Source organism: Kitasatospora sp. NPDC058048, assembly GCF_042885555.1.
In the GTDB taxonomy this organism is placed as follows: domain Bacteria; phylum Actinomycetota; class Actinomycetes; order Streptomycetales; family Streptomycetaceae; genus Kitasatospora; species Kitasatospora lactacystinica.
Genome location: NZ_JBHVRT010000017.1, coordinates 165,527 through 178,349 on the forward strand (window position 1 = coordinate 165,527; position 12,823 = coordinate 178,349).

General features: G+C 73.2%; 14 protein-coding genes and 1 pseudogene. All 15 read right to left on the bottom strand.

The features are described 5' to 3' along the window. Positions 1 to 79: 79 nt before the first annotated feature. Positions 80 to 1,663 (bottom strand): DUF317 domain-containing protein, encoded by a 1,584-nt coding sequence (locus ACFVVA_RS19980; RefSeq protein WP_387691209.1) that lies wholly within the window; start codon positions 1,661 to 1,663, stop codon positions 80 to 82. Positions 1,664 to 1,989: 326 nt separating this feature from the next. Then, positions 1,990 to 2,211, bottom strand: coding sequence for a hypothetical protein (locus ACFVVA_RS19985; protein WP_387691243.1), 222 nt, complete (start codon positions 2,209 to 2,211; stop codon positions 1,990 to 1,992). A gap of 363 nt (positions 2,212 to 2,574) precedes the next feature. Beyond that, positions 2,575 to 3,687, bottom strand: a complete 1,113-nt coding sequence (locus ACFVVA_RS19990) for a DUF317 domain-containing protein (RefSeq protein ID WP_387691211.1) — start codon at positions 3,685 to 3,687, stop codon at positions 2,575 to 2,577. Positions 3,688 to 3,955: 268 nt separating this feature from the next. Continuing rightward, positions 3,956 to 4,552, bottom strand: a complete 597-nt coding sequence (locus ACFVVA_RS19995; protein ID WP_387691213.1) for a hypothetical protein — start codon at positions 4,550 to 4,552, stop codon at positions 3,956 to 3,958. A gap of 181 nt (positions 4,553 to 4,733) precedes the next feature. Further along, a complete protein-coding gene (locus ACFVVA_RS20000; RefSeq protein WP_387691214.1) occupies positions 4,734 to 5,150 on the bottom strand; it encodes a hypothetical protein in 417 nt (138 codons plus the stop codon). 235 nt (positions 5,151 to 5,385) lie between these two features. Then, a complete protein-coding gene (locus ACFVVA_RS20005; protein ID WP_387691216.1) occupies positions 5,386 to 6,195 on the bottom strand; it encodes a hypothetical protein in 810 nt (269 codons plus the stop codon). Then, entirely contained in the window at positions 6,192 to 6,887 is a 696-nt protein-coding gene (locus ACFVVA_RS20010) for an HAD family hydrolase (protein WP_387691218.1), read from the bottom strand. Before ACFVVA_RS20010 ends, ACFVVA_RS20005 begins: the two co-directional genes overlap by 4 nt. Next, positions 6,884 to 8,110, bottom strand: coding sequence for an MFS transporter (locus ACFVVA_RS20015; protein WP_387691219.1), 1,227 nt, complete (start codon positions 8,108 to 8,110; stop codon positions 6,884 to 6,886). Before ACFVVA_RS20015 ends, ACFVVA_RS20010 begins: the two co-directional genes overlap by 4 nt. A gap of 38 nt (positions 8,111 to 8,148) precedes the next feature. Further along, the gene (locus tag ACFVVA_RS20020) at positions 8,149 to 8,595 is read right to left on the bottom strand and encodes a hypothetical protein (RefSeq protein ID WP_387691221.1); all 447 of its coding nucleotides are present in this window, start codon (positions 8,593 to 8,595) and stop codon (positions 8,149 to 8,151) included. After that, complete coding sequence (locus tag ACFVVA_RS20025) at positions 8,592 to 9,440, bottom strand: DUF317 domain-containing protein (RefSeq protein WP_387691223.1); 849 nt, start codon at positions 9,438 to 9,440, stop codon at positions 8,592 to 8,594. The genes ACFVVA_RS20020 and ACFVVA_RS20025 overlap by 4 nt, the downstream gene beginning before the upstream one ends. An 8-nt stretch (positions 9,441 to 9,448) precedes the next feature. Continuing rightward, positions 9,449 to 10,381 (bottom strand): winged helix-turn-helix transcriptional regulator, encoded by a 933-nt coding sequence (locus ACFVVA_RS20030; protein WP_387691225.1) that lies wholly within the window; start codon positions 10,379 to 10,381, stop codon positions 9,449 to 9,451. Between the two features lie 45 nt (positions 10,382 to 10,426). Beyond that, positions 10,427 to 10,780 carry a hypothetical protein gene (locus tag ACFVVA_RS20035; RefSeq protein WP_387691227.1) on the bottom strand — a complete coding sequence of 118 codons (354 nt, stop codon included), beginning with the start codon at positions 10,778 to 10,780 and terminating at the stop codon, positions 10,427 to 10,429. A gap of 14 nt (positions 10,781 to 10,794) precedes the next feature. Continuing rightward, positions 10,795 to 11,427 carry a DUF4913 domain-containing protein gene (locus tag ACFVVA_RS20040; protein WP_387691229.1) on the bottom strand — a complete coding sequence of 211 codons (633 nt, stop codon included), beginning with the start codon at positions 11,425 to 11,427 and terminating at the stop codon, positions 10,795 to 10,797. 102 nt (positions 11,428 to 11,529) lie between these two features. Then, entirely contained in the window at positions 11,530 to 11,823 is a 294-nt protein-coding gene (locus tag ACFVVA_RS20045; protein WP_387691245.1) for a hypothetical protein, read from the bottom strand. 426 nt (positions 11,824 to 12,249) lie between these two features. After that, a pseudogene (locus tag ACFVVA_RS20050) lies at positions 12,250 to 12,756 on the bottom strand (DNA cytosine methyltransferase); the annotation flags it as partial. Positions 12,757 to 12,823: the final 67 nt, after the last annotated feature.

Here is a 12,823-nt window from a genome sequence, read left to right on the forward strand (position 1 = left end):
CGGACCGTTCGCTCACAGAGGGAGGAAACACCGGTGTTCGAGGGCAGCCCCGATCGCGTTGGGCGGGTGCGGCCGGTGATCAGCGGGCGAGCTTCCGCGGGGAAGTTGGGGTGGAGGTGGCCGGGGAGCCGGGTGCAGCCGACGTCGGCGCGCTGCCGGCGAGGGCGGCGGCCCGCCGCTCTGACAGGGTGGCCCGGCCCGCGGCGGTGACCGGGGTGACGATGGCGATCTTCCGGTCGGTCGCGTCAAGGTGGAGACCAGTGGTGCCGCGCAGCAGGGGCTCCGGAGAAGCGAGTTCGCGGCAAAGGGCGGCGGCGAGGCGGGCTGGGGTGTGCGCGCTGATCTCCGCTATCCAGTGGCCGAGCTCCCGGTGGCACGTGATGCGGGCAGCGGGTTTGCCGCGCAGGTCGTGGAGAGCCGTCGGGACGTCGCAGTGGGCGGCGACGTAGCCGTCAGGCGAGTGGAAGGAGGCGGCGCCGCGGGGCTCGACAGCGCTCTTCCACCCGGCCTCGGCCAGGGGCAGGAAGCCCAGGCCGAGGATGCCGACCTGGAAGGGATTCTGCGAGTCCGATCCGGCCTCGTCCAGGATGGTGAGCGCCTCGTCGACGACGCCCGCGATCAGCTCGGGCGGGACCAGGTCGCCGCTGGTGATGCGCCAGGCGACGCTCGCTCCCCGGTGCTGGGCACCCCAGACCCGCCAGGCGGCGCTTCGCCGTGTCCGGTCGTCGGCACCGTCTGGCCAGGCGAGCCCGAGCCTGCCGCACGGGCTGGTCATCGAGTTCGGGTCCACCGTCCAGCCCAGGGAGACGAGATGCCCCTTGATCTGCTCGGCACCGCCACGGCCGGGGCCGGCGTAGTGGCGGGGGGTCACAGTGACCAGAGCCGGTTCGGGGCCGGTCACGCGTGGCGGTTCGGCGGTGGTCGGGGCAGGGGTGGTCGGCAGTGGGTTCTCCAGGTCGGGCGGGAGGTTCGGGGCCGCCAGAAGGGGGCGCCACCGGGGCAGGGTGGCGGAGGCGGAGGGTTCGATCGTGACCCGGGCCAGGTGGTGGGCGGGGATCTCGCTGCGGCGGCGCAGCGCCACATCGGATGCCAGCATCGCCCCAGCCGTCCGTAGGACCGCCTCGGGAGCCCACGGCGAGGTGGTGACGTCCCATGCCAACTCGGAGCTGGTGTTGGTCATGCGGAAGGCGAGGGCGCGCTCGGGGACCTCCGGATGGTGCAGCAGGGCGGTGGCGCCGGCGGGTGAGTGGATGCGCGTCCGCCACGGCCCCCGCTTGACCGCCCATCCGGCGCCGGAGAGGATCCGCGCGATGTCGTCGCCGGCCCTCCGGTCGGCCAGGACGGCCGCCGGGTCGCTGTCGAGCCGACCGGCGGCGTCCAGGACGAGGCCATGGGTGAGTTCGTAGGGCGTCCTGGGACTGAACCACGCGCACCAGAGTTCCGTGGCGTCCGGCTCACCGCTGTCGTAGGCCGCGAGTTTCCAGTAGCTCTGGAGGATGGTGCGGCCGAGGGGGAAGTCGCCGCGCTCCAGGGCCATGCGGCGGCAGGGGCTGACGAGCAGGGGTTCCTCGGGGGTGCTGTCCGGATCGTGCTCCCACCCGTACGCGGTGGTGAGGTGGTCGCCCAGGTCGCCGGATGGAGTCCCGGTGCCAGCGAGTTCCAATGGGCGGACGGCGACCAGATCGTCGTGGTTAGGGTCGGTGGTGCTCAGGGGGTCTCCAGCAGCGCAGGGGCACCAGCGATCACTGCGAGGCTGCTGGTGGGTTCGAAGACGGTCCCGGTGCCCCTGCCGGTCACCTACGCGGGCAGGGACAGCCGTCGGAGGGACAGGTCGGGAGGATCACCGGGACCGTGGCGGTGCGGTCGGTCCGCCCACGGAACTCGCTTGGGCCGGTTCGCCCGTGCCCCGGGCCCCCGGCTGGGCCGGGGGGCGGGAGGGCTTGTCGCTGGTGGGCGAGGGCGTGCCCGACAGGGGTGCAGCGTCGGCGCTCACCGGCCGGCCGAGGGCTCGGTCCAGGCGCATGGGGTGGCCGGCGGCGAGCAGCTCGCTGGCGGCCGAGCAGGCCCGTGCGTTCGGTTCGTGCTGGTTTCCGTCGCTGGGCAGGTGCAGCCAGGAGTCTCCTCGAAGCCGGCCTGGAGCAGGATCCGCCGGGCGGCGGCGTTGTAGCCGGTGGTGGTGATCTCGCCGGTGTTGGTGTGCCGGATCGGCACGAACGGCTGGGCGGTGCGCTCTGCTGGCCCTGCTGCCGACTCGTGGAGGTGTTCCAGGAGTTGGTCGAGCTGATCGGTGTCGGCGGTGGTGAGGTGGTCGGCGGGTTCGTGCAGTGTCGCGGCGCTGGCCTTGACGTTGGCGATGGAGTCGAGAGGATGCGAGGTCAGGATTTCTCCGTGTTGTTCGGTTCGAGGCCTGTCGGTGTATGACGAGATCGGGAAGGTGAAGGACTCGACACCCAATCCGATGGGTCAGTTACCCGTGCACAGCATGACGTTCATGTCCTTAGAGGACCCGGAGCTGGCCGGACAGGGGCTCGGGCTGAGGACGCAACATGATGACGTGGGTGTGCGGTTGGGGAGCTATCGGGAGAACGTACGGCGCTCCGTGCCGGGGGAGGCCGTCGGCGCCGGGGAGGCGGTGCTGGCGGGCTGGGCCGAGCGGATGAGGGCGCTTTCTGCGTGTGCGGCCAGGGCACGGCTGTTGCCGCGTACCGGGGTTACCGGCTTGACGGTGGCCAGCTCTGGCAGGGTGCGCAGGTCGGCGCCGTAGCGGCGGACGGGGGCCGGGTTGACGACGGCGCCGTACAGGGAGGACACCAGGCGGGTCGGCGTCCCCGAGGACGCGGTGATCCACCATCGTTCGTCGTCGGTGCCTCCGGTGATCACCCAGCGAGCCTTGGTGCCGGCGAGTTCGGCTTTCGGGTCCAGGTCCCCTGGGAGGTGGTGGACCTCGGCGTAGCCGTCAGGCGACTGCCACAGCAGGTGGGCGAGGCGCTCGTCCTCGATGGTGCGCCAGCCTGCCGCAGCGAGGTTCTCGTCGAGGGCGGTCGGGTAGGTGTCGGCCAGGTAGTGATCGGGACCCTGGGCATGGGCGGTGACGAGGTCGGTGGCGAAGTCGGCGACGATCTCGGCGGGGGTGTGGTCGTCCATCGTGACGATCCAGGCCGGAGCGCCGTGGAAGGGGTCGAGGGAAGCCGTTGCCTTCCACAGCGGGCCGGGAGCTTCCGGGAGGAAGCCGAACCGGATCCGAAGGTCCGGCGACGTGGCGTACACGTTGGCCGCAGGGTCGTCGCCCATGAGCCAGCGGGCGTTGGCGAGGCGGCCGATCGCGGTGTCGGGCAGGCCGACGCCGGGGGTGAGGTAGCGCGGCGAGACGAAGTACTCGCGCCAGGGGTCTGGGTCGTTGGACGTGTTGGTGCCGGGGAAGGACGAAGTCAGGGAGTTCTCCGAGGTGTTCGCGGGGACGGGGCGGCCTCGGGTTGGGCAGCTGGGGCTTGGGCTGGGGGCGGTAGGGAGGAAGCGGGGCTGTAGTTCGGCGGGCGGAGAGAAGTCCGGCAGGGCGCTGCGGAGCGCCCGGTCGTAGCGGGGGAGAAGCCGGCCGGCCACGGCCGCCGCGGCGCGGGCCGGATCGGAGGAGACGGCGATGCCGTGCGGGGAGAGGTGCTCGACGTCGTCCGTCGTGCGGCCGAGCACCGTCGGCAGGAGCGGGGCGACGATGTACAGCCGGTGTGGGGGAAGGGACGGGGCAGTACCAGCAGTTCGCGGCCCGCCGGACCGCGCAGGACTCCGGCGTTCGGGTACGTGAACTCGCCCAGCGCCCAGTCGGCGGTGGCGAGGTCCCAGAGCCGGTCGTGGAGTGCGTTACGAGCGGCAGTGGGTGGCCCGGCCAGGTAAACGGGGTGGACGTGGATGCGCGATGTCGTGGTCAAGGCTGCCCTGGGTGAGATGGTCAAAGGCGGGATCAGCGAGAGCGAGGCCGACCGGCTGGCGGCGGCTGAGCTGATGTCGGGCTGAGGTGCGGCCTGGCAATGTCCGGGACGGTGTTCTTGCGCGCGGCGGCGGCGCGGGCGCTCGGCGAGGTGACGGGCGGCAGCGGGGCGCTGGTGTCCCGGGTCCACGCGTACGCGGCGTCGAGGTCGGCGAAGCCGCCCTCGCGGAGGGTGTACGTGTCGTCGTCGACCTGCCGCCGGCTGTGCCAGACCCTCACCGGTGCCTCGGCGAGGGAGGGCGCGGTGTCCTGTGCGATGACCCAGATGTCGTACGGCTCGCTGGCGTCCGTGTAGCTGGTGTGCACGGTGAACCGGTCGCCGGAGGAGCGCAGGAACTCCTCGATCTGCAGGGTGAGGAGGGCGGCCGGGCTGATGGGGTTGGCGGCCGGGGTGAGTTGCTCGGGGTCCGCACCGCGGGAGATGAGCCAGCGTTCGGCGAGCGGTACCAGCGCCTCGGTCGCCATGGCCGCCCGGATGGTGCCGGCGGTGTCGTCACGTTCAAGGTGGACGGCGACGATGTCGGGCTCACCGGGGACGCCGCAGACGGCGGATCTGTCGAAGGCAATCACGTAGCTGGTGCGCAGCCCGGTGGGCGGGTGACCCTGGTGCTGCGCGGCGAGGAACAGGAACTCGCTCTCGCGGACGGCCAGTCGAGAGAGGACCTCGTCGCTCTCCTCGTCGGCGGGCTCCAGGTGGTAGGTGCCGAAGCCGAGGGCGGAGCTTGCGGTGAGGGTGATGGGGGCTCCTGGGTCAGCGGTGTCGAACTGCGGATCGGCCGGCGGGCGCGGCGGAGGCGGCTGCGGGGGCGGGGCCTGCTGGGCTGGTCCGGGTGCTGCGCGCGGTGGCGGCGGCGCGGCGGGCCGCGGTCAGTGTGGCGGAGGAGGTCGCCCGTGCCGCCTGGGTGGCCAGCCACGTGCGGGCATCGGCGCTGTCGCCGGTGTGGTGCAGGCGGACGGTGTAGGTGCCGGCGCGCTGGTCGCGGGTAATGACGGCGGCGATGTGGCGGCCGTCGACCGCGCCCAAAGCGGTGCTGGTGCGCAGACCGGGGGCGTGCTCCACTGTGAAGTCGGCACCGCTGTGATGCAGGACCCGGGAGCCGACGGCGTCGTCCGCGGTGGCGGGGTCCAGGCCGGCCAGGCCGAAGTCGGCGCCAGCGGTCTCGGTCATCGGCGCGGCGCCCGGCGGGCGGCGGGCTCCTGGGCCGTGGCGGCGGTGTCCGGGCCTGCTTCGGCGGCGGCCGTTCGGGTGCTGCGCGGCGCGGGGGCCTGGACGCCGGACCGGACCGGGCCGTCGGCGCGCTGCGACGCGGTGGAAGCGGCGCTGGTCCGGGCACGTGAGGCCAGGACACGCTCGGGAGTCGTTGCCCTGGCGGGTGCCGGGCCCGTCGCTGGCCTGGTGGTGGTCATCGTGCCGCCTTCACCGTGCGGGGTGGGTGGGTGCTGGCCGCCTGTGCCGGGGTCGGGTCCGGCGTCGCGGCGGTCCTGGATGCCGGGGCCGGGCCGGGGCTCCCGGTGAGGGAGGCGTGGACACGGGCGCCGGCGGCCGTAAGCCGGAGCTTCCGGCCGACAAACAGGGACCGGCTCATGTCGTGCTCGACCAACTTGCGGTCGATCAGCCAGTTGACGGACACGACGCTGACGCGCATGTCCGAGCTGGTGATGCGCTCGCCGTGCCGGATGCTGGTCAACTGCGCGGTGACCTGGCCGCGGGCGACGGAGTCGAGCGCCAGACGCTGGGAGGAACTCAGCTTCATTGGCCGGGACGGTTCGGCCGCGCGCTGCCGTGTCGGCGTCCGCTCCGGCGCGGTGGCCTGGGCCGGCATCCGGGCGACCAGCAGCTTGTGCAGCCCGATGAGCCGCTCCAGGCGTTGGTGGAGCTCGGCGCGGCGGGCGCACAGGAGGTCGAGCGTGTGGGCGCTGGTGCCGATCACGCCGGTGGTCAGCGGCATGTCGGCGTCGAGGCCGTCGATGACGCGCTGCACGTCGCTGCGGATGCTGCGGGCGCTGGCGACCATGTTCTGCTGGACGTGATCGAGGCGGCGCGCGACCCGGAGGACCTCGGAGGCTGAGGTGCCGAGCAGGCTTCCTTCGTCCTCGCGCCCGCCCGGTATGTCCCTGGGGTGACCGGCGTCGAACTCCTTGAGGACCATCGCGGTGCCGATCAGCGTCGGGTCGGCGGACGCGGGCGTAGGCGTGCCGGAGAGCTGGTTCACAGCGTGGCCGCCGCGCGGGCGGCGACGGTGGCGAGGCCGACCTCTACGGCCTCGGCCAGGGTGTCCACCAGGGGGGCACCGTCGGTGGCCAGACGCTGGGGGCAGTGCAGGCCGCCGGTGTGCAGGACAGGGACGGCGCCGACCGCGCGGGCGGCAACCGCGTCGTCGGCGCTGTCGCCGATCACGATGACGTGGGCCGGGTCGATGTCGGGGCCGAGGGCGGCGAGGTGGGCGGCGAGCGCCGGTGCCTTGGTGGAGACGGAGGGGCCGATGCGCCCGTCGATGCGGTCGAGGAGCTGGCTGATGCCGACCTGCTGTACTTCGTGGAGCAGCCGCTCGTGCGGCGCGAGGGAGAGCAGGGACTGCCGGATGCCTCGGGCACGCAGGCCCAGCATCACCTGTCGGACCCCCGAGCGCAGCTGGACCGGACGCTGGTCGAGCACGGCGAGGAAGGCAGCGTCGTTGGTGGCCCACTCCTCGTCGCTGATCGAGCGGCCGAGGAGGTGGTCGTAGAAGCTGCGGATGGGCACCCGGTGCTGGGAGCGGTAGGTGTCGACGCTGACCGGCCGGCCGCCGAGGGCGGGCAGGGTGGCGTTGAGCGCGGCGACGTGGTCACCGAGATCGTCGCGGACGGTGCCGTTCCAGTCCCAGACGATGCGGATACGGGCGGCGGTAGTGGTGCTGGTGGTCAAGCGCTGGTCTCCTGAGAGGTGGCGGGGCGGGGGTTGAGCAGGTCGGGGCGGGGGAGGAGGACGGCCGCGGCCAGGACGGCGGCGAACGCCGTCAGGGTGGCGACCGAGGTGGTGCCGTGTTCGGCGAGGCGGCCTGCGACGGCGGTGCCGAGGGCCTGGCCGACGCCGACGACCGCGACCAGCCAGGCCGCAGCCTCGGTGGCGGTGCCCCTGGGGGCCAGCCGGTCGCAGAGCGCGACGGCGACGGCGAGCAGCGGGGACAGGTAGAGGCCGGGTGCGACGGCGAAGGCGAGGGCCGCCAGCGGAACGGTGGCGATCAGCATCGGCGTGAACGACAGCGCGTACCCGCCGGCCGCCGCGAGCAGTTGGCGCTGTGGGGAGAGCGGCCAGGGGGAGCGGGTGTAGGCGATTCCGCCCAGCAGGCTGCCGACGGACAGCGCGGCGGGCAGCAGCCCGGTCAGCCAGCCGGCACCGGTGCGGTCGGCGAGCGTGATGGCCAGGACGTTGAAGGCGCCGAGGTTGACGCCGAGGCAGAGCATTGCGGCGAGCAAGACCAGCAGGCCGCGCGAGCGCAGAGGTCCGCTCCAGTGGACCTCGCGCCGCTCGGTCGGCGGCCAGCCGGCGGGCGGGCGGGTGGCGACCACGCCGGCGCCGATGCCGCCGATGACTCCACATGCCCACAACGCGGCGGCCGGGGAGAGGAGTTCGCATAGGGCCGTGGCGGCCAGGGGCCCGGCGACGAAGACGATCTCCTGACTGACGCTGTCCAGGGTGAAGGCCACCCGCTGCTCGGCCGGATCAGGCACGAGCCGCGGCCACAGAGCGCGAAGTCCGGCCTCCAGCGGCGGTGTTGCAGCACCGGCGAGTACGGCGAGGACTCCGGCAACGAGCGGCCGGGCGGCCAGGTCGGTCGCGGCGAGCAGGCTGAATGCCACGAACGCCACGCTCGCCCCGAGGGCCGAGACGATTCCCAGGCGCGAGCGGTCGACGAGACGGCCGAGCAGGGGCTGTCCGATGGCGCCGGCCAGTGCGTAGAGGGCGGCGAGGATGCTCCCGAGCACGACCGGACCGTCGGCCGCTCGTACGGCGAGCAGCAGCGTGAGGGGCGCCATCGCGGTGGGCAGGCGGCCGACGAGGGTGCCGGCGAGCAGCGCGGGCACGTGTGGGCGGGCGAGGACGTCGCGCGTGGTGGGGCGGAGCCGGAACGTGGAAGCGGGGTGCATGCGGGCGGCGGGGTCTCCTGGTGGTTCGGGTGGCGGGATCAGCCAGGCGGTGCGGAGCGCAGCGTGGCGGCGGCGGCCCCGAGGTGGGCGCTCGCGCTGGTGAGTAGCGCGCCGGCGCGCAGGCGCCCGGCCTGGGCGAGCCCGGCCGTGTCGGTGATGGTGATGTCGGGGGAGGTCAGCTGGTCGAGGACGGTGGCCATCGAGCCGCCGGCGGACAGCAGGGCCTGCTGGGCCTGCTCAATCCGCGCGAGCGCGCGAAGGTGGGCGCCGGTGGGCGGGTCGGCGGCGTCCACGACGGCGGCGGCCGAGGCGCTGACGGTGGCGAGGTGGACCAGGGCGCTCAGCAGGTTGCGGCTGAGCAGCCGGACCGGGTCCAGGGCGTGGTGGGGGAGGTTGAGGGTGCGGGCGAGCGCCTGGACCTGCTCCGACTCCTCCTGGAGGTCGGCGGTCAGCAGCACGGTCGCCTCGTAGTGGGTGGTGGTCAACGGCTCCTCCGGGTGGCCGTGGTGGCGCTCTGGGCAGGGGTGACGACGAGGGCGGCGGGATCTGCGGCCCGGGCGGCCGGCGAGGTCTGGCGGGCCGCGTCCGAGCGGTACGGGTCCGGCCCGATCTCCAGGTAGCGGTGCAGTGCGTTCGGCAGATCGGCACTGCGGCGGCGGGCCGGGGACTCGGCGGCGAGGCAGCTGATGACGCTCTCGACGAGCACCTCCGGGCAGTCGCCCACCAGTTCGGCCTCCCAGCCCTCGCCGTCCATGCCGACGGTGACCAGCCAGGCCTGCTGGTCGGGAGGACACAGGACCTCCGCGAGATGGTCGGGTGACGTGACCCGCGTGATCCCGCGGCCGAGGGAGACCGCGGCGTCCCACCCGGCGTCGGACAGGCAGGAGAGCGCCTCGTCGAGATCGGACCGGTCCGGTGCCCCTTCCTCGCTGACCATGGCGGCCTCGACCAGCGCCTCGGCGGCGCAGGCCAGGACCTCGTCTGGGGTCTGCGCGCTGAACGTGGCGTGCCAGTCCGGGCCTTGAGCGGTGAGTGCCTCCTGCTGGTACCGCTTGTCGGTGGGGTCGTGCAGCACCACTTCGACGCCGCCGCGGGAGAACACGTGGCCCTGGTCTCGCACGGCGGGGGCCCAGGACGCCTCCTGAAGGACCCTGCGGGCGCGGACGACGGAGGTGAGCGAGCCGAGAGCGAGGTAGGCGGGTCGGACGCCGACGATCCGACTGCTCCGGGAGAGGTCGGGAAGTACGGGGGCGACCCGGGGCTTCGGCTTGGAAGCGGCCGTGCGGCGCGCCCGAGGAGCGGACGGGGAAGAGGTGGTAGTGGAATCCATGGAGGTCCTCAGCGCCGCTTGGCGGCGGTGGAGTTGGAGATGAGAGGGGCGGGCTGCGGCGGAGCCCCGTGGCTGAAGACCAGCGCGGCGGTCGTCGAGCGGACCGAGGCGGCGCTGGCGCGCGTGGCCGCCAGTTGTGACGGCGACGGCGCCTGCGCCACGGTCGGGGCTGCGGTCCTGGCGGAGGGCACGGGCACGGGCACGGGCGCGGGCTTCGCGGCGGCCGGCCGGGCGGCCGGGGCGGGTGTGGCGGGAGCGTTGTTGTGCGCGCCGGCGCGGCGGACGGTCGTCTCGGAGCGTGGCGGCACCGGAAGGTGGCGCTGGGCCCAGCGGCCGATGGCCTCCAGCGGATCGGCGAGGGCCTTTCCGGCCGTGGTCAGCTCGTACATGTAGTAGCGGGGCTCGCCGGTGCGCTCGACCAGCCCGTCGGCTTCCAGCTGCTGCAGCCGCTGGTAGAGGTTGCCGGGGTTCATGCCGGCGGGCAGGGCGTCGTCGAGGATCTCGCTGGGGTAGGCGCGCTCTCCGTAGGCGGCCAGGGCCATGATGGTGGCGACCGTGTTGGCGCGGTTGAGCGTGGTGAGGGCCTGCTCGGTGTAGGCCCCCGGACCGGTCCCGTACTCCGGGACGCCCTGGTGGGCGGAGGCCCAGCGGGTGACGGGGATCTGGAGGTAGGAGACGGCCTCGCGCCCCGCCCGGGTGGAGGAGACGACGGTCGTGCCGGCCTCCTGTCGGCGGGTGACCAGCCCGTTCTCCTCCATCGCGTCGAGCCGCCGTTCCAGTTGGGCTTCGGTCATCCCGTGGGACTTCTCCGCCAGCTCGGACATCGGCCGGGTGCCGTCGGCGAGCTTGAGCAGGCGCAGGAGCGAGATGGTGTCCTGCGGGCCGAGGACGGACACGGCGGCCTGGATGCGCTGGGCCTGGGCAAGGGGGGAGGAGGGCATGATGGTGGTCCTTCGCGTGGAGGAAGACGGGCGGCGGCGGGCGGGTCAGGCCACAGAGGCGTCGGTGAGCAACTGCAGTCGGCGGGCGGCCGTGTTGTAGACCTGGTGCCCGCTGCGGCGTCCGGCGGCGAGCAGGTAGGTCTCGCTGTAGCCGGAGGCGGCCCGGGGAGGGCGCTCCTGGTAGACCAGGCGCCAGCAACGGTCGTGGTCGAGGTAGATCCGGCGGCAGCCGGTCAGGTCCCACAGGCCGCGCCGGCCGAGGACGGGCCCGCGCTGCTGGCAGCGGATCAGGCGGCGCAGGTGGTCGACAGCGGCGTCCTGCAGGGTCTGCGGGAGCTGGTCGAGGTTGGTGAGCGCCGCCGGAGGGGCATCGAAGTCGAGCAGGGCGGCGGCGGTCACGGGTGGTCCTCGGGCTAGACGGAGATGCGGGGTACCCCGGGCTGGGGCAGGGAGTCCGGGGCGGTGTGTGACGGATGCGGCAGCAGCCGGTGGTGCGGGTGGTCGGGGTTGGTGGTGCACGCGCCGAACGGCCCGTCCGGGGCACGGAGTTTGAGCAGCAGCGGCTCCAGGTGGTCGCGCTGCCAGACACTCGGTCCAGTGGCGCCGGAGCGGGAGTCGGTCAGCTCCTGCCAGGCCAGCCAGCAGTGGTGGATCCGGGCCAGCGCCTCGTCGTGCTCGGGCCACCGGGCGCACCAGGGCCTGCCGCTGGTGATCTCCTGTCCGTAGACGTCGAGCAGGATGTGGTCGACCCACGGCACCATCGTGGCGACCTCGGTGGCCAGGGCGTCGTCGTCGAAGGCGAGGACAGTCAGCGACACCGCGTCGGACTCCTCCGGTGCGGTGTCCGCCTCCGCGGCCAGCGCGCCTTCGACCGGCAGCTCGGAGGCGGGATCGGCTTCGTCCTGCTCCTCGGCGAGGCGCTCGGCCACGATGGCCAGCGAGTCGCGTTCCGCCTGGAGGCGGGCCAGGGTGGCACGCCACTCCGCCACGGTCTCCGGTGAGACCGCCGGGCGGCCGGGCGGATCGGCGGACGTAGGGGTGGACAAGGGCGGCTCCTGGGGAATCGGTCGTGCGTCGGTGGATACGACTCTGCCCGCCGGCCAATCCCTTGCTCGGGAGCCATGCCATGGGGTATGGCCGCCTAGAATTCACCGGGGAGGCTCCGGGTGATTTCCGCAGAGAGAAACGTCGAAAGTCAGCAACTCTGTTGCCAGTGCGGCTTGTTGGGGTACGACACCGTTTCCCAGGGCGGTCAGCTGGGCGGATCTGGAAAGTGACGTGATCTGCGTCACCCAGCCTTTTTCGAGGCCCATTGCCCATTCGACGAATTCCGAGGAAAGGCGGCCGCGGGAATCCACGGGATCGGGTGCCGGGCGGGTTATTCGCTCCCAGCGGGTGATGGCGGCGGCATACTCGCCCCAGCGGGCCGCGGCGGCGGCCACATCGGCAGCTCCGGCTGCGGCGGGACGAGGCCCTTGCGGCCGTTCCTGGGAGAGCCCCCGGCGGTGCTCGCCTTCGAGGTCCGGTGGAGCTTCGCCGCCGCGCTCGGCAGGGTCAGATCGCCCTTGGACCCGCGCTGGTTGGGGCCTCCCTTGGTGCCGTCGCTCGCCCTCGGGGTCGGCAGCAGGTGCTCCACCAGATCGCTCAGGTTCGGGCCATGGCCGCCGGCCCGCCGGAGGTCCGGGTGCTGGGAGCCGCCGATCGAGCCCAAGTTCGAGGTCGGGGTGAGCAGCAGCGTGACCACGTGGCCGAGGTCCTCCCGCCCAGCGTCGGGGCCCGGGGAGTCCCTCGCCCTCGGGGTCGGCAGGCCAGGCGGCGATGAAGACCCGCTCGCGCCGATGGGGTGCTCCGACGTCGGCCGCGCGTAGCACCTGCCAGCGCGCGTCGTACCCTGCGTCGGCCAGGTCTGCGAGTACGGCACCGAATGCCCGCAGATGATGTTCATCTCCGGTGTCTCCCAGACACCACGGGCACGGTTCCACGTCGCCATCGGTATTCGAGCGAGCGGGGGTCGAGAGCAGGCCTCGGACGTTTTCAAGGATCACCAAACAGGGGCGGAGAGTGCGGATGGCGCGGGCGATGGTGTGCCACAGCCCGGAGCGGGTGCCCTCGGCGAGCCCGGCCCGGCCCCCGGCGACGCTGACGTCGGTGCACGGGAAGCCAGCGACGAGGACACAGACCGGCTCGACCTCGGTGAAGTCGACCTCGGTGATGTCGCCCAGGTTCGGGACAGCCGGCCAGTGGTACTGGAGGATGGCGGCGGCGCCGGGGGCCGGGTCGGCGTGCCAGGCCACGGTGCCGCCGAGCACCGAGCGGACGCCGAGGTCGAGACCTCCATAGCCCGAGCTAGTGGAGTACGCGCGGGTTCGATCCACCTGTACGCGAGCGCCGTCGCGGCATTTCAGCAGGCCGGGGCAGGGTTACTGGGGCGTCGCTCGATCG